This window comes from Pseudomonas sp. 3296, assembly GCF_031456615.1.
GTDB classification, from domain to species: Bacteria; Pseudomonadota; Gammaproteobacteria; order Pseudomonadales; family Pseudomonadaceae; genus Aquipseudomonas; species Aquipseudomonas mucoides.
The window spans coordinates 131193-146479 of the sequence record NZ_JAVDUY010000011.1; the positions used below are offsets into that span (position 1 = coordinate 131193).

Here is a 15287-nt window from a genome sequence, read left to right on the forward strand (position 1 = left end):
CAATCGGCAGGAAAATGAGTTGTAAAAGCTTAAAAACAAATCCATCTATTTGTATTTAAAGGAATTATTAGAAAATACCGGCACTGTGAGGATTGCGCTGTTACAACTTCGAACAACTGCCTACAGCCCACCGCAAAACAACTGTGGGAGCGGGCTTGCTCGCTCCCACAGGAACAGCGGTGAGTTCAAAGAATTAAACGGTCGGCAAACTCGGCGCCAACACCGCTTCACGCTTGCGATGAATCAGGAAGTACGCGCCGTAGCACAGCGCAATAAACCCAAAGCCCCAGTACAGCGAAGGCCGTTGCGTTTCATCCAGCGCGAGAAACACAAACAGTGAGCTGCACAACGCAATGCATGTCAGCGGCAGCAGCGGGAACCACGGCGCCCGATACTTCAGATCACTGAGCTTGCCGCCATCACGCAGATACGCCCGGCGGAATTTGTACTGCGCCAACGCAATCACAATCCAGGTCACGGTGCCAGACATGCCGCTCACGGCCATCAGCACCATAAACAGCGTGTCGGCCGCGACAAAACTGGTCATCAGCGACACCAGTGCAAAGCACAAGGTGATGCTCAACGCCCGCAGCGGTACGCCGCGCTTGCTCAAGGGCGACAGGCTTTTCGGCGCCATGCCGGTCTTCGACATTGCCCATAGAATGCGCGTCGAGGCATACAGGCCGGAGTTGCCCACCGACAGAATCGCCGTGAGGATCACGAAGTTCATCAGGTCCGCGGCATAAGGAATGCCGACCATGTCGAACACCTGCACGAACGGACTTTCCATTAACCCAGCCTGCTGCCACGGCACAATCGCCGAGAGCACCACAATCGCCAGCACATAGAAAATCAATACGCGAAACACCACGTTGCGCACCGCGCGCGGGATGCTTTTTTCCGGCTGATCGGTTTCGCCGGCGGCCACGCCCATGATCTCGCAGCCCTGAAAGGCATAGACCACAGTCATCATCACCGCGAACACCGCCGACAGGCCGTTAGGGAACAGCGAGTCGCCGACCAGGTTGCTCATCATCGGCGCCGGAGCACCGCTGGTCAGCGGGATGGCGCCGAAGATCACCAGCACGCCGACGACGATAAAGCCCAGAATCGCCGCGACCTTGATCCCGGAGAACCAGTATTCCGCTTCACCGAAGGCGCGGGTCGCCAGTGCGTTCAAACCGAACAGCACCACCACGAACAGCGCCGACCAATACCAGATCGGCACCGCCGGAAACCAGCGCGTCATCAACATGCCCGCCGCCGTGAATTCCAGCCCCACAGTGGTCGCCCAGCTCATCCAGTACACCCAGCCGATCATGAAGCCAGTGGCCGGCCCGATGAATTTGGTGGCGTGGGTTTGAAACGAGCCGGACACCGGCATTTGTACGGACAGTTCGCCCAGGCAGACCATCACCAGGTACATCAGGAAGCCCGCGACCAGATACGCCAGAATCGCGCCCACCGGCCCGCCCTGATTGATCGTCACGCCGGAGCCCATGAACAGCCCGGTGCCGATCACGCCGCCCAGCGACAGCATGAAAATGTGCCGGCTTTTCAGGGCGCGGGTAAGTTGGATGCCTTTGGTTTCGGTAGATTCGCTCATGTCCGCACCTCAATAGTCAGCAAGGTGTGCGGCATGGCGCGGGGAAGGATCAGCTTTACGGCAGTTCATTATTATTATCTCCAATAAGCTTCGAAGACCGCGCTGTGGCGGTTGCCTCGATTATTGGAAGCGCATGTAAGGTCCGGTTGACCGTAAAGATCGAAGTTGTAAAAAGTCGTAACGAACTTGTACGTCAGCGGGACAACAACTCAGCCAGCGTCTGTTGCGAATGCTGCAATTGCGCATCAAGTTGAGAAGCCAAGGTCCGCATCGTCTGCTCATCATTGACCATCGCGGCCTCTTCCAAAGCGCGCAGCACATTGGCCAACGCGCGAAAGCCCAATGAGTCGCTGCTGCCGGCCAGTCGATGCGCCAGATGGGCGACTTCAGTGCAATCGTCAGCCTCGATGGCTTCGGTGAGTGCGTCACGATGCTGATGGATCGAGTCGCGCAACACCGCCAGCAAGCCCTGAAGTTTCTGCTCCCCGAGCAACATGCGATGGGTATCCAGCAGCGGCCAATCCATCGCCTCGTCATCCGCTTGTGGCGTGGACACCGGCAGTTGCCCGGCGAGCACTTGTCGCAGGTTTTCGAGCTTCAGCGGCTTGGCGAGAATGCCGTCCATCCCGGCCTCCAGATAACCGCGCATCAAGGCCGGCTGCACGCTGGCGGTCAGGGCGAAGATCCGCGTCTGACGGTTCGGGCCTTGGTTGTGACGGATCAGTTTGCACAGTTCGACACCGCTGATGCCCGGCAGATGCACATCGAGCAAGATCAAATCGAAGGCCTGCCCGGCACATTGCACCAGTGCCTGTTCGCCTTCTTCGGCAAGCCAGACCTGATGCCCGTCACGCTGCAACAAACCGCTGACCACTTCGCGATTCAGCGCCACGTCCTCGACCACCAGCACCTTCAGCGCCTGCAAGGATTCGCTGCTCTGCGCCACAGTGGCAATGCCGGTAGACGCCTGCAATGTCAGCTCAAACCAGAAACAACTGCCCCGCCCGACTTCACTTTCAACACCGATCCGTCCGCCCAATTGCTCGACCAGATGCTTGCTGATCGCCAGCCCCAGCCCGGTTCCGCCGAAGCGTTGCGCCACCTCTTCGCTGGCCTGGGTGAAGCGCTCGAAAATCTTCTCCTGCATGGCCGGAGCGATGCCTATGCCGTTGTCCGTCACGCTCACGCGCACACGCTGCCCTCTCTGCTCCGGGCCTTGCGCCAGCAGCGCGACGTCGACCTCAACCTCACCGCCTTCGGTGAATTTGATCGCATTGGCCAACAAGTTACTCAGCACCTGACGCAAGAATTGCTCGGCTCCATGATGCCGTTCGGCGACCCGCGGATCGGTTCGGCAGTGCAGCGTCGTGTCGTTGCTCAACGCGCGCGGTTCCAGCAGCGTCAGCACCTCTTCAAGCAATTGCCGGATCGAAAAGTCGACCGGTTCCGGGTGGCTGACGCCCTCCTCCAATCGCGCGAAATACAGCACTTCGTTGAGGATCGACAGCAGCCCTTCCCCGGCCTTGTACAGCGCATCCAGACGTTTGCCGTCGCGCTCATCCAGGCGTGCACCGCGTAGCAGTTCGGCCATGCCGAGAATGCCGTTGAGCGGGGTGCGCAACTCGTGGCTCATGGTCGCCAGAAAGCGCGATTTGGCGAGGTTGGCGGCCTCGGCTTCGTCCTTGGCGCGCATCAGACTGGCGGTGCGGCGCTCGACCAGCCTGAGCAATTCATCGCGGTTGTCTTGCAGGGCCAGCCGATCGGTTTCGCGGCGGTCAATGTCACTGAGAATCGCCCGGCGCATGTCGTCCAGCGCGTGGGCCACGGTGTCGATTTCGTCTTCGTGGGCATGGCGGCGCTTGTCCAGGTGCAACGGCTCGTGCCAGTCACCGGCAGCGATGCGTCGGGCAAACTCGGCCATGACTTGCAGGTGCCGGGTGACCAAGCGGTAGAACAGCCCGGACAACGCCACGGCCAGACCGCACAGAAACACGCTCATCCACAGCAGGCTGGTCAAACCGGTGGCGAACAGGCGCTGATGCACCGCGCCCAGATCGGTGCTGACCTCCAACTGGCCCAAGTGCCGTGAAGGCCCGGTCGGCGGTTGATAATCCAGTTCAAAACGCTCGACGCGCAATGGCCCGACCGGCTCGGAGTTGCCTTGCAGCAGATCGAAATCGGGGCTGATCAGGTGCACCCGCGCCACGTCGGAAAAGTCCACCAGCCCCCGCAACTGCACGTTCAGTTGTTCCTGGTTCAAGTCCCAGAGACTGCGCTCCAGACTGGCCAGGTAACCGGCCCGAATCAGCTCCATGCGCGAGTCGATGTCGCGCATCTCGCGGCGGTATTCGAAATACAACTGCACAGTACTCGCCAGCACGGTGAAACACAGGCTGAACAACAGAATGAACAGCAGCAGACGCCGCAACAGGCCACCCGGACGTGCGCGGATCATTTGGCGTTCGCCGGCAGATTGATCATGTCGCGGTAGGTGACTTCGCTTTCATTCAACCACTGCTCGACTTCTCCGGCATCGACCATGCGTTTCAGTTGCGCGTCGATCTCCGGCATGCGCTTGGCCAAGGGGGATTGGCGTGAAACGGCCACCCGCAAATAGTCGACGCTCAAGGCATTGGGCAGCGCGACGATGTCTTGCGCGCCCGGCAGGTTCTCGACGTACAGCTGGCCGGTGCGCCGTTCAGAGGTGATGAAATCGATGCGCCCGCGAATCAGCTTGCCGAAGTTCTGGCCGCTGTCAGAGACCCATTCGATATTCTGGTGTTGCGCGACCAAGCGATCGAAATCGACGCCGTAACTTTCACCGAAGAGCAACCCGCCACGGTAATGGGCCAGGTCCTCCAGACGCTCGAATTTCACCGGGTGCTGACGATTGATGAACAACGCAACCTCCTCGCGCAACACCGGCACCGTCGAAAAAACCATGCTCTGTTCGCGTTGCGCCGTGCTGTAAGCCAACACCACATCGACCCGGCCTTCGGCAGCGTCGAGCAGGCAGCGTTTCCAGTTACCGAGCACGACGATGTCGACGTCATAACCCAAACGACCGAAGAGGTTTTTCACCACGCTCGGGGCCAGGCCGCGCACTTGCTTGCCGTCACTCCAGGAGATCGGCGGGTACACCGGGTAGTCGCAGTAGCGCACTTTTTCTGCGGCTATCGCGCTGTTCGCGGTCAGCGCCAACAGCAGGCCAAACATACGCAGCATCGGGCTCAGGCTGCCACGCTGGCAGTGAACAAATAACCGGCGCCGTGAATGGTAATGATCAATTGCGGCTCGGCCGGGTCGTCATGCAACTTGCGGCGCAAGCGTCCGACCAGCACGTCGATGGAGCGATCGTTGGGCACCCATTCACGGTTGCGGATCTGATCCATCAATTGATCGCGACTCAAGGTGTGGCCGCTGTTGCGCAGGAACACGCTGAGCAACTGGTATTCGCCGTGGGTCAGTAAAGTCTCGCTGCCGGTCGGGTCGATCAGCCGTCGGCGGTCGGTGTCCAGCGCCCAGTCAGCGAACTGTTTGACCGGTTTGGCGATGGCTGCCATTGGTTGCGGCGTTTGCGCGTGACGCACCCGGCGTATCAGGTTTTTCGCCCGGGACACCAGCTCGCGAGGGTTGAGTGGTTTGATCACGTAGTCATCGGCGCCGCATTCAAGACCGACGATACGGTCGATTTCGTCGTTGCGCCCGGTGATCAGAATGATCCCGACTTCCGAACGGACCCGCAGCTCTCGGGTCAGGGTCAGGCCGTCCTTGCCCGGCAGGCGGATATCGAGCATCACCAGATCGACCGTCTGGCTCGCCAGGAAAGTCTCGGCCAGCTCTGCCGTGGCGGCGCAATGCACCTCGTAACCTTCCTGGGACAAGTAAGCCTGCAGCAGTTCGCGAATCAACGGATCGTCGTCGACGATCAATACCCGAGGAGTCATCGCATGGTGTCCCGCGTGTGCCCGAAGGCGTGTTTCTTATTAGAGTGTTTTGTTGCTATGGCGCCAGAGAGTATCGACTGCTGAACGACTGATCAACAGCCCGTCGTCTGGACGCAAAACCGCTGGCGGCCACCTGCTTGCAATCCGTCGACCCAGGCTTCGCAAATCTGGATGCCCTGCTCCGGGGTGAAGGTGCCAGGGTTGAGGCCGGACTCCAGCCACAAACCATCGAGCAAGGCGCTGAGGCTGATGGCGGCCAGATCGGCGTCGAAATTTTCCCAGTTTTCTTCCTGTGCCAGTTCGGTCAGGACCTTGCGCAGGATGCCGCGATACTCGCCATAGGAATGTTCGTGCGCGAGGTTGATCGACTCGGCGGTACGCACCGCGCCCCAGAATGCCAGCCAGGCGTCGATCAATTGTGGATCGAGCAATTCGGCTGAAAACGAACCGCGGAAGAACGCCGACAGACGCTCGCGGGGGTTGGGGGCCGCGTGTTCCATGGCGTTGCGCAACAGGCTCATGACGCGGCCGGTAATCGCGCGGTAGGCCTCGGCCACCAGTTCATCCTTGCCGGAATAGTGATGGCTGATCAACCCGACCGAAACACCGGCCTCGGCGGAAATCTTGCGGATCGAGGCGCCCTGAAAACCGTGGCGCTTGAGGCACACCAGCGTCGCCTCGATCAGATTGGCCTTGCGCAACTCCGGCTCCATGCGGGAAAAACGGGCTTCCTGACTCATGCGCGACACTCTCCGTGGGATCGATCGTTAGGGGCGCGGTGGGTTAATCCACGCGCTGAACGACTGTACAGCAAGAGGGTGGATAGTCTCTAGTCGGTTGCAGGGTTCTGAGACCGTGTCGCGCACATCGCGGGCAAGCCCGATCAACACAGGCCCCCTAGGTCAATCCCGATAACCCGGCGCCACCCGATCAAGCAATCGCAGCATCGCAGCCCAAGCCAATTGCATGGCATCCGGGTCACTCAACTCGCCTTCTTCCAGCGGCCGGCCAGGGTCATTGAACTGGCGCTCGGTGTGTTCGCAAACCTGCGCCGGTGGCAACACCAGCTCACCTGCTGCCTGCGCGGCAAGCTGAATTTCGCAAGCTTTCTCCAGGTAATACATGCGTAAAAACGCCTGGCTGACGGTCTCCCCCACGGTCAACAAACCATGGTTGCGCAGCATTAACACCGGCTTATCACCAAGGTCCCGCACCAGACGTTCCTGCTCACTCATGTCCAGCGCCACACCTTCATAATCGTGGTACGCAACCCGGCCATAAAACTCCATCGAGATCTGGTTCACCGGCAACAACCCGCACTTCAACGCCGCGACCGCGCAACCGGATTTGGTGTGGGTGTGCAGCACGCACTGCGCGTCTTCACGAGCCCCGTGAATCGCGCTGTGGATCACAAACCCGGCAGGATTCACCGGGTACGGCGACGCCTCCACGGCCCGGCCATCCAGGCCGATCTTCACCAGATTGGACGCGGTGATTTCATCAAACATCAACCCATATGGATTGATCAGGAAGTGATGCTCAGGCCCCGGTATGCGCACCGAGATGTGGGTAAAGATCAGATCGGTCATGCGAAAGTGCGCGATCAATCGGTAGCAGGCGGCCAATTCCTCACGCAGATGTTGCTCGGTGGCGCTGCGCTGAGAAAACATGGCGATCTCGTTCATTGTTTTAGGTCTCCAGGCTGATCGACTGCGCGAAACAGTAAGGCTGGACGCGCTACCACGTCCAGCCGCGTGCGATTACTTGCTGGCCCAGGCGTTGAATCGCTCTTCAAGTTCTTCACCGTGATCAACCCAGAACGCCACGTCCATCGACAGCGCACCCTTCAGGTTCTGCGGCGCGGTGGGCACCCATTGCGCGAGTTTGCTGTCCAGTTTGGCGGCGGCTTCGGTGTTGGTCGGGCCGTAAGGGATCTGCTCGACGTACTTGACCTGAGCGTCCGGCTGATTGGCGAAGGCGATAAAACGCTTGGCCTGATCGACATGTTTCGAGCCTTTGATGATCGCCCAGTAATCCATGCCATACAGACTGCCCGGCCAGACCAATCCGAGATGACTACCGCTTTGCGCAGCAGCGGCCACACGTCCGCTGTAGGTCGAGGTCATTACCACATCCCCCGCCGTCAGCCATTGCGCCGGTTGCGCGCCGGCTTCCCACCACTGGATGTACGGCTTGAGCTGGGTGAGTTTGGCGAAGGCGCGGTCGACACCTTGCGGGGTGTTCAGCACGGAATACACGTCCTCGACTTTCACGCCGTCAGCCAGCAAGGCGAATTCCAGGTTGTACACCGCGCGTTTACGCAGGCCACGCTTGCCTGGGATTTTCTGCACGTCCCAGAAATCCGCCCATGACGTCGGGGCTTGCGCCAGTTTTTGCGTGTCGTAGGCAATCGCTACGCTCCACACCAGCGCCGCCGAACCGCACGCCTGTGCCGCATCGGGTATCAGTTGATCGACGCGACCGAGTTTGCTCCAGTCGAGTTTCTCGTACATGCCTTCATCGCAGCCGCGCATCAGGTCCGGGCCTTCGATCTGCACCACGTCCCAATCGGCATTGCCGGTGTCGACCATCACTTTGATCCGGGCCATCTCGCCGTTGTATTCACTCTGAATCAGCTTGCTGTGATCCGCGACGCTGAACGGCTGGAAAAACGCCACATCCTGGGCTTTCTGGCCGGCACCGCCGTAACCTACCACCACCATGTCCGGTGCTGCCTGAGCGCTGCCCAGGCCCATGGCCAGGGACAGCATCAAGGGATAAAAACCGTGCTTGAGCGTGTTCGATTTCATCAGTGGTTCCTCTTGCAGGTGCCACGCGACTCAACGCCGCCGTAGCCCATTTTTATTGTTGTGAGGTTTGCCCCAGGTGCGGGCGCCCAATGAATCTACTGTGAGCCCAAGTAAAAAAACAAGTTGATTTTTTACTGAAGGTAAATTTCTATAGGCAAATAATAACAACGCCGAAAACCCGGCCTTTCGGCTTCAGCCTGCCTGGAGTACCCGCACCATGCCGTCCTCTTCCGCCGCTTTTGCACACCTGTTCGAACCCTTGCAGCTGCGGGGCAAACGCCTGAAAAACCGCATCATGTCCAGCGGTCACGACACGTCGATGCCCACCGACAACCTGGTCAACGAGCAACTGATCGCCTATCACACCGCGCGAGCCGAAGGCGGTGTCGGGCTGATCGTGCTGCAAGTGGCCGGGGTGCATGACAGCGCGCGGTACACCTCGCATGTGCTGATGGCGACCGATGACGCGTGCATCGAGGGTTATCGGAAAATCGCTGACAGTTGCCATGCACACGGCACGGTGGTGTTGTCGCAGATCTTCCATCCGGGGCGGGAAATCATGGAGTCCAGCGATGGCCTGCTGGCCGTCGCGTACTCACCGTCGGCGGTGCCTAACGAGCGCTTCCGGGTGATGCCGCGAGCGCTGGATCAGACGATGATCGACGAGATCGTCGCCGGTTATGGGGCAGCGGCGCGGCGCTTGTATCAGGCCGGAATCGACGGCGTGGAAGTGGTCGCCAGCCACGGTTACCTGCCGGCGCAATTCATCAACCCACGGGTCAACCGCCGCACCGATGGCTACAACGGCGAACTCGAACAGCGCCTGCGTTTTCTGCGCGAAGTGATCGCCGCGGTACGCGCCAACACCGATGAGCACTTCATCATCGGCCTGCGCATTTCCGCCGATGAACGTGATCCCGAAGGCCTGACCGAAGACGAGTCCTTGTCGGCCGTGCAATCGCTGCAACCGCTGCTGGATTACGTGCACATCGTCGCCGGCACCTCGGCCTCCTTGGGCGGCGCGGTGCACATCGTGCCGCCGATGGCGATCGAAGCGGCGTACCTGGCCAAGGAGGCCGGAACGTTCAAGGCCAGCCTGTCGATTCCGCTATTCGTCACCGGGCGCATCAACCAGCCGCAGGAAGCCGAGCTGATTCTGTCGCGCGGTCAGGCAGACGTCTGCGGCATGACCCGTGCGCTGATCTGCGACCCGCAAATGCCCAACAAGACCGACACCGGCCACGTCGAAGATGTGCGCGCCTGCATCGCCTGCAATCAGGCGTGCATCGGTCACTTCCACAAAGGCTTGCCGATCTCCTGCATCCAGCATCCCGAAACCGGGCGCGAATTGATCTTCGGTCAACGGCAACCGGCGAAGCAACGCAAACGCATCATGATCGCGGGCGGTGGCCCCGCCGGCATGAAAGCCGCCGCCGTGGCCGCCCAGCGCGGACACGAGGTGACCCTCTACGAAGCCAACTCGCAACTCGGCGGCCAGGTTTTGCTCGCGCAACTCTTGCCCAAGCGTGCGGAATTCGGTGGCGCGAGCACCAACCTGCAACGTGAAATGGAACTGGCCGGCGTGCGAGTGGTACGCAACACCCGCGTCGACCGGGCACTGGTGGAACGCGAACGACCAGACATGGTGATCGTCGCCACCGGCGCCGAACCGTATTGGCCGGCGTTCGAGCGCGGCGGTGAATTACAGGTGGTCGACGCCTGGCAAGTGCTGCGCGACGAGGTGCAAATCGGTCGTTCGGTGATGGTGGTCGACTGGCGCTGCGACTGGATCGGCCCCGGCATCGCCGAACGCCTGGTCCGCGCCGGTCATCAAGTGCAACTGGCGGTCAACGGCACCCATTGCGGCGAAAACCTGCCGTTGTACGTGCGCGATCAACTGGCCGGCGAACTGCACAAGCTCGGCATCCCGATCACCCCCTACGCCCGCCTGTATGGCTGCGACGACAACACCGTCTACCTGCAACACACCGCCAGCGGCGAACCGATGATCTTCGAAAACATCGACACCCTGGTCCTCTGCCAAGGCCATCAACCCGTCGATACCTTGGGCGCAGAACTGCAAGGCCTGGTGGAGTTTCGCCGCATCGGCGACTGCCTCGCCCCACGCACCGCCGAAGAAGCCATCTACGAGGGTTTGAAAGTCGCCTGGGAGCTTTAAGGCTGTTTATACTCCGGGGTTTTGCGAACCCCGGTTTGGAGCACGCCATGAGCAACAGCAGCAAGATGCAGCCTGCCACCGGCGCGCCCACACAGGACAGCGCCGCCGCGCCGCACTTCCTTGGCACCCGGATTCGAGGCCTGCGTAAGCGCCGAGGCATGACCCTGGCCGAGTTGGCGCAGATGAGCGAATTGACAGCGGGCTACATCAGCCAGCTCGAACGCAACCTCGCCTACCCTTCCATCCCGGCCCTGTTCAACATCGCCCGCAGCCTGGGCGTGACCATTCAATGGTTCTTCGCCAGCGAAACGCAAACGGCGCCGGAAGATGACGGCATTGTCGTGCGCAAAAACACCCGCATGAGCGTGCATTACGAAGACGGCATCGTCGATCACCTGCTGACGCCGCAGCCGAATCGACAGCTGGAGATGCTGCATTCACGGTTTCCACCGGGGGCTTACAGTCAGCAGAGTTATAGCCATGAAGGCGAAGAGGCTGGGTATTTGCTGTCGGGCAGTTTTGAATTGTGGGTGGGGGAACGGCATTTTTTGCTGGGTGAAGGGGATAGCTTTAGTTTTTCCAGCCAGGAACCGCACCGGTATGGGAATCCGGGGGAGGTGGATGCTGTGGTGATTTGGGTGGTTACGCCGCCTACGTTTTGAGCGTTTGCCTGGCTTTATCTGCCAAATGTCAGCTCACAGACTCTTCTGTTGAGCTGGATCGTCCGCAGACAGGATGAGCGGCGGCTGCGCTGCCAGCTCTGAGTCGGTATCAGCGTTCGCTTGAGGTTGGGGTTTGGCGGTGACAAATGGGGCTATTAATCGCCGTATACCTTCTTCAATGAATGAGAGAAGCCCGAAGGTGATGAAGCCGAAGATCAGCCCGACAACCAGAATACTCAACGGATGTATTCGCGAGGCGTCAGTGCTGTCCATCATGTAAAAGAAGGCCTGAACACCGGCGGCTACGCAGGCCGCTACGGCTGTTATCAGCTTCACAGACAACCAAAGCCGTTGCCATCTGTTCATGCGTCCTCCGTCATCCGGATATTTGTTGTGTATTGCATGATAGCTAATGACGTGGATTTTCCTTCGCGCAGTCGCTTCCTGTTTTGGCGTTCGGGTTTTGTGTTGCTCGGTTAGCAGACTATCCGGGTGACTCTTGATGAAGTTGTAGGCAAAATCCGAGAGTTGCGTACGAGGGTACGTTTGCTCTGCAATTGGGCAAGTTACCTCCTTGTTGGTCATATCTACGTCGGGATACTCTCCAGACGTCGCTGTACATTCAGCGATCGGGCGTGAGACCCCGGGTACCAATCAAGGCGCAAAGCGCCACAGAACCCATCGCGGTGTTTTTTAACCTGCGATACGGTTTTATGGCGGCTGTGCGTGGAAGGCCTTCGGGCCTACCGGTTGCCTTGATTGCCGGGTCTCACACCACGCACGGCTGCCACCCAAGCTTTTGAGACGGCTAAGTGGCAGTTCCTCAAATCAAGGGAACTGATAATGAATAAAGTAAATCCGTCTAAAAATCGTCCTTTCGCTTACCGCTGTCTTGCACTACGTAGCTTCCCGTTTAGTCGCCTCCACCTGTGCATCAATGGAGGTGGCAAATGAGCGAACCAACAGAAGCAAAAACCATCGGCTTCACCCCTATCTACTGCTCGGACAATGCAATGTTCCACGTCAGCGCGGGCGTGCCCATCAGTGTTGCATTGGCACAGGCCTCGGATTTCCTGTTCCTGGCCAAGGCGCTCACAGAAGATGCAGCTTATGCAAAAGACACGGACCGTCATGCTTGGGCTGCGCACTATTTAACTTCGATGGGAAAAGCGCTGATCGATGATGTGGTAAAGGCTGTTTCGCCACGGCCATTTCGGAATAATGAAAAGACAGCAATTTAGTGGCTCGCCATTCTGAGTATTCGCCCGAGATATCAGGGGCCTTCAACTCTGGTTGAAAGCGCAGCTAAAAATGCCCTAAACCAAACACCAGAAACGAAAAAGCCCCTGAAATCTTTAACGATTTCAGGGGCTTAGTCTTATTCAATAATGGCGGAGAGATAGGGAGTCTCCGATTACGACCTCAGACCCCATAAAACCCAGTGTTTACTGACCACAACCACCATCAGTAGTAGAAAACAGTAGTAGAATCGGTACTACTACTCACGCCTTGGTGCACTCATGCCCGACAATCTCGTTCAGAAGAAAAACGAATCAACGTGGTATGTCCGGCTGGATGTACCAAAGGATGTCCGCCGTGCGCTTGGCAATCGAACCGTGCTGATTCAATCACTGAAAACCGGTATGAGGTCAGAGGCGATGGTGAGGCGTCTGCCGATACTTGCGCAATGGAAAGCTGACATTGCAGCAGCACGTGACCAAAAGATCACAGCACGCGAACAGTGGCGACCTGAACTGGCGAACAAAGGTTCTGAACTGGAACAGAAGATAAATACACGTTTGCTAGATGCGGTAAAGAACCCATCCAAAGGTTCAGACTTCCTCTCTCGTGCGTACCAGTTGGACATATCTGAACAAGAGTTACCATGGACGGGTATACAACCGGGGCAACCAATCCCAAGTGAATACGTAGAAGTCATGAAGGCTGCTTTTAAACGAGAACCTTCCTCAACTGTCGATACCGTGTTGGGTGGTTCTCAATTCACTACTGACTTTATGGTATTACTCGCCAAAGACAAATATAAACTTTCTCAACTTGAATCGGAGGAAGCGCGTGAGTTAATTATTAATCCAACTATCTACAAACCACGTTCACCAATCAGTGCATCAATGATTGAGGCATGGGCAAATCACCTTGTCACTCAGATTGACACAGAGAAAACCCGTGACAGTCACAAAGCCCGCGTTGAAAAAATATCAAAGTTTCTGACAACAGAAGGTACACCACTTAACTTTGACACCATTCACAAATTTGTGGAAAAACAAGGTGGTGCTCGCCAGACACTTATGAACTATTTATGGTCTGGCAGAGATTTTTGGAAGTGGGCTATAAAATACAACGCCCAGTTTCGTGAACAATTCTCCGGACAACAATGTCCGTTTGATGGTCACGAGTTACCAAAGGTTGGAAAAGAAGCTGGTGAACCGTGGGTACCCTTTACTCGCAAAGAGGTTGAAGACCTTCATAAGAAAGCAAAATACGCGGCCAAAGATGAACTAGTAAACCTTATTGTCTTTGGTGCATACACGGGTGCTAGGATTGAAGAAATTGGGCATATAAAAATAGATAGTACAATTTTTGACGACGATGGTGAACCTATTGGTTTCAACATCCCTGACGCCAAGTCAAAGGCAGGTGTCAGGGATGTCCCTATACACTCTTCTCTTGTACCACTGTACAAACTTCTTTGTTCGCAAGCACAAGCTAATGATGGATACTTGTTCAAAGGTGGTAATAACAAATACGATAACCGACTTGACAGATTGGGCAAGCAGTTTGGGAGATTGAAAACGAAAGCTGAATTCTCTGACCTTCATGTTTTCCACAGCATCCGAAAAACAACCACCACTGAGCTTCATCGAGCAGGTGTTGGTTTGGAGGTATTGCCGTACATCGTAGGACACGAAAACAAATCATTTACACTGAGCGTCTACAGTGGTGGTTGTTCATTCGAACAGAAGCAAAAAGCGATACAACTTTTACACTTTGACTTTCAGTAAAATAGTTGAACGATAGTGTTCAAAACAGTCGTCACGGTATTGACAATTATTCTCATTTCGTGAGATAATGTCTTTATTGGAGTTGAACAGATCACGCCGACTCTTTCCAGTTGTCAGCCATCAACTGCGGCACCTCTATTACAAATCTTGCCCTTCCTTCAAGGTTTGTATGGTGGTTTGATCCTCCAACCAATTCTCTCCTGAACCTAACCCCATATTCTTTAACGAGTATGGGGTTTTGTTTGTCTATCGTAAACAGTTCCAAACACTATCAATTACTAACGAGGTAATATCTTATGCCTATTAACGTCTGTCGTGCCTGCAATACCCCTTTGGTTAACCGACGACCACAAACACGGACATGTAACGCAGCCTGTAGAGCAAAGGTATGGCGTCACTCAAAGATGAAAATGTTGCCAGTGAATATCATGTTCAACCTTACAAACTATGCACTGATTAAAAATGTTGCCGAAACGGCTGGCATCTCAATTAATCAATATGCGCATGATCGTCTAGTCCAGACAATAGGGTGTGAACAATGATTATCAGATTGAACCAAGAAGCTCAACAACAACTTGAAGCTCTAATGCTAAGGACCGGATACACCAGTCACAACCATTGCATAAACGTGATGATCAGTAGCGTTACCAACAATCTTCGTCGCGAAGACGAGAAGAAAGCCAAGATAAAAGCAACACACATTTAATACACCCATCAATCAAAAATACTTTCAACCTACACAGTAGAGGATAGAACGTATCGCATAGAGGAATAGAATCATGAACTACTTGGTAACTCATAAACCATCGCAACTCATTCTAAAAGTAATAACAACAGCTCACACACCAATACCTGATCGTGATCATACGTTTCATCCTGCATCAGTCGCAGTGCTTGATAAATTTTACAAGCTCGCGACTAAAGCACGTCGTAAAGGTGTATTAGTAAATGTGGGTGACCTTGCTAATGTCAGTCCAAGTTTCTTGCAATCACTGTTAGATTCAAAGAATCAGCACTAAGCCATTTCATTGACCCAAATCGATTAAATATGCGTACTCCTGAC

The 15287-nt window shown here is 56.5% G+C and carries 13 protein-coding genes; 5 read left to right on the top strand and 8 right to left on the bottom strand.

Translation table 11 applies throughout. The features are described from left to right. Positions 1-193: 193 nt before the first annotated feature. The 7 genes from J2X66_RS27840 to J2X66_RS27870 all read right to left on the bottom strand — a co-directional run bounded on the left by J2X66_RS27840 (position 194) and on the right by J2X66_RS27870 (position 8363). Positions 194-1606, bottom strand: a complete 1413-nt coding sequence (locus tag J2X66_RS27840) for an amino acid permease (RefSeq protein WP_310271197.1) — start codon at positions 1604-1606, stop codon at positions 194-196. 193 nt (positions 1607-1799) lie between these two features. Beyond that, positions 1800-4061, bottom strand: a complete 2262-nt coding sequence (locus J2X66_RS27845) for an ATP-binding protein (RefSeq protein ID WP_310271200.1) — start codon at positions 4059-4061, stop codon at positions 1800-1802. After that, on the bottom strand, positions 4058-4831 hold the full coding sequence (locus J2X66_RS27850; protein WP_310271203.1) for a transporter substrate-binding domain-containing protein: 774 nt from the start codon (positions 4829-4831) through the stop codon (positions 4058-4060). Before J2X66_RS27850 ends, J2X66_RS27845 begins: the two co-directional genes overlap by 4 nt. Before the next feature lie 5 nt (positions 4832-4836). Further along, positions 4837-5553, bottom strand: a complete 717-nt coding sequence (locus J2X66_RS27855) for a response regulator (protein ID WP_310271205.1) — start codon at positions 5551-5553, stop codon at positions 4837-4839. Between the two features lie 92 nt (positions 5554-5645). After that, on the bottom strand, positions 5646-6293 hold the full coding sequence (locus tag J2X66_RS27860; protein WP_310271207.1) for a TetR family transcriptional regulator C-terminal domain-containing protein: 648 nt from the start codon (positions 6291-6293) through the stop codon (positions 5646-5648). A gap of 162 nt (positions 6294-6455) precedes the next feature. Next, positions 6456-7238 carry a class II aldolase/adducin family protein gene (locus tag J2X66_RS27865; protein ID WP_310271211.1) on the bottom strand — a complete coding sequence of 261 codons (783 nt, stop codon included), beginning with the start codon at positions 7236-7238 and terminating at the stop codon, positions 6456-6458. Between the two features lie 75 nt (positions 7239-7313). Continuing rightward, positions 7314-8363 carry an ABC transporter substrate-binding protein gene (locus J2X66_RS27870; protein WP_310271213.1) on the bottom strand — a complete coding sequence of 350 codons (1050 nt, stop codon included), beginning with the start codon at positions 8361-8363 and terminating at the stop codon, positions 7314-7316. A 217-nt stretch (positions 8364-8580) separates the two neighbouring features. Between J2X66_RS27870 and J2X66_RS27875 the strand changes: the two genes are divergently transcribed. Beyond that, on the top strand, positions 8581-10542 hold the full coding sequence (locus J2X66_RS27875; protein WP_310271216.1) for an FAD-dependent oxidoreductase: 1962 nt from the start codon (positions 8581-8583) through the stop codon (positions 10540-10542). 65 nt (positions 10543-10607) lie between these two features. Beyond that, positions 10608-11204 carry a cupin domain-containing protein gene (locus J2X66_RS27880; RefSeq protein ID WP_310271343.1) on the top strand — a complete coding sequence of 199 codons (597 nt, stop codon included), beginning with the start codon at positions 10608-10610 and terminating at the stop codon, positions 11202-11204. A gap of 33 nt (positions 11205-11237) precedes the next feature. On the opposite strand, the gene J2X66_RS27885 is transcribed toward J2X66_RS27880, so the two are convergent. Then, positions 11238-11570 (bottom strand): hypothetical protein, encoded by a 333-nt coding sequence (locus J2X66_RS27885; RefSeq protein WP_310271218.1) that lies wholly within the window; start codon positions 11568-11570, stop codon positions 11238-11240. A 584-nt stretch (positions 11571-12154) separates the two neighbouring features. Between J2X66_RS27885 and J2X66_RS27890 the strand changes: the two genes are divergently transcribed. The 3 genes from J2X66_RS27890 to J2X66_RS27900 all read left to right on the top strand — a co-directional run bounded on the left by J2X66_RS27890 (position 12155) and on the right by J2X66_RS27900 (position 15243). Next, the gene (locus tag J2X66_RS27890) at positions 12155-12445 is read left to right on the top strand and encodes a DUF3077 domain-containing protein (protein ID WP_310271222.1); all 291 of its coding nucleotides are present in this window, start codon (positions 12155-12157) and stop codon (positions 12443-12445) included. A 279-nt stretch (positions 12446-12724) separates the two neighbouring features. After that, positions 12725-14224, top strand: coding sequence for a tyrosine-type recombinase/integrase (locus tag J2X66_RS27895; RefSeq protein WP_310271225.1), 1500 nt, complete (start codon positions 12725-12727; stop codon positions 14222-14224). A 779-nt stretch (positions 14225-15003) separates the two neighbouring features. Next, on the top strand, positions 15004-15243 hold the full coding sequence (locus tag J2X66_RS27900; RefSeq protein WP_310271228.1) for a hypothetical protein: 240 nt from the start codon (positions 15004-15006) through the stop codon (positions 15241-15243). Positions 15244-15287 lie beyond the last annotated feature (44 nt).

Bases quoted from the DNA above. Each gene is read 5' to 3' on its own strand.
- J2X66_RS27840 (WP_310271197.1), bottom strand. From the start codon at position 1,606: ATGAGCGAATCTACCGAAACCAAAGGCATCCAACTTACCCGCGCCCTG.
- J2X66_RS27845 (WP_310271200.1), bottom strand. From the start codon at position 4,061: ATGATCCGCGCACGTCCGGGTGGCCTGTTGCGGCGTCTGCTGCTGTTC.
- J2X66_RS27850 (WP_310271203.1), bottom strand. From the start codon at position 4,831: ATGCTGCGTATGTTTGGCCTGCTGTTGGCGCTGACCGCGAACAGCGCG.
- J2X66_RS27855 (WP_310271205.1), bottom strand. From the start codon at position 5,553: ATGACTCCTCGGGTATTGATCGTCGACGACGATCCGTTGATTCGCGAA.
- J2X66_RS27860 (WP_310271207.1), bottom strand. From the start codon at position 6,293: ATGAGTCAGGAAGCCCGTTTTTCCCGCATGGAGCCGGAGTTGCGCAAG.
- J2X66_RS27865 (WP_310271211.1), bottom strand. From the start codon at position 7,238: ATGAACGAGATCGCCATGTTTTCTCAGCGCAGCGCCACCGAGCAACAT.
- J2X66_RS27870 (WP_310271213.1), bottom strand. From the start codon at position 8,363: ATGAAATCGAACACGCTCAAGCACGGTTTTTATCCCTTGATGCTGTCC.
- J2X66_RS27875 (WP_310271216.1), top strand. From the start codon at position 8,581: ATGCCGTCCTCTTCCGCCGCTTTTGCACACCTGTTCGAACCCTTGCAG.
- J2X66_RS27880 (WP_310271343.1), top strand. From the start codon at position 10,608: ATGCAGCCTGCCACCGGCGCGCCCACACAGGACAGCGCCGCCGCGCCG.
- J2X66_RS27885 (WP_310271218.1), bottom strand. From the start codon at position 11,570: ATGAACAGATGGCAACGGCTTTGGTTGTCTGTGAAGCTGATAACAGCC.
- J2X66_RS27890 (WP_310271222.1), top strand. From the start codon at position 12,155: ATGAGCGAACCAACAGAAGCAAAAACCATCGGCTTCACCCCTATCTAC.
- J2X66_RS27895 (WP_310271225.1), top strand. From the start codon at position 12,725: ATGCCCGACAATCTCGTTCAGAAGAAAAACGAATCAACGTGGTATGTC.
- J2X66_RS27900 (WP_310271228.1), top strand. From the start codon at position 15,004: ATGAACTACTTGGTAACTCATAAACCATCGCAACTCATTCTAAAAGTA.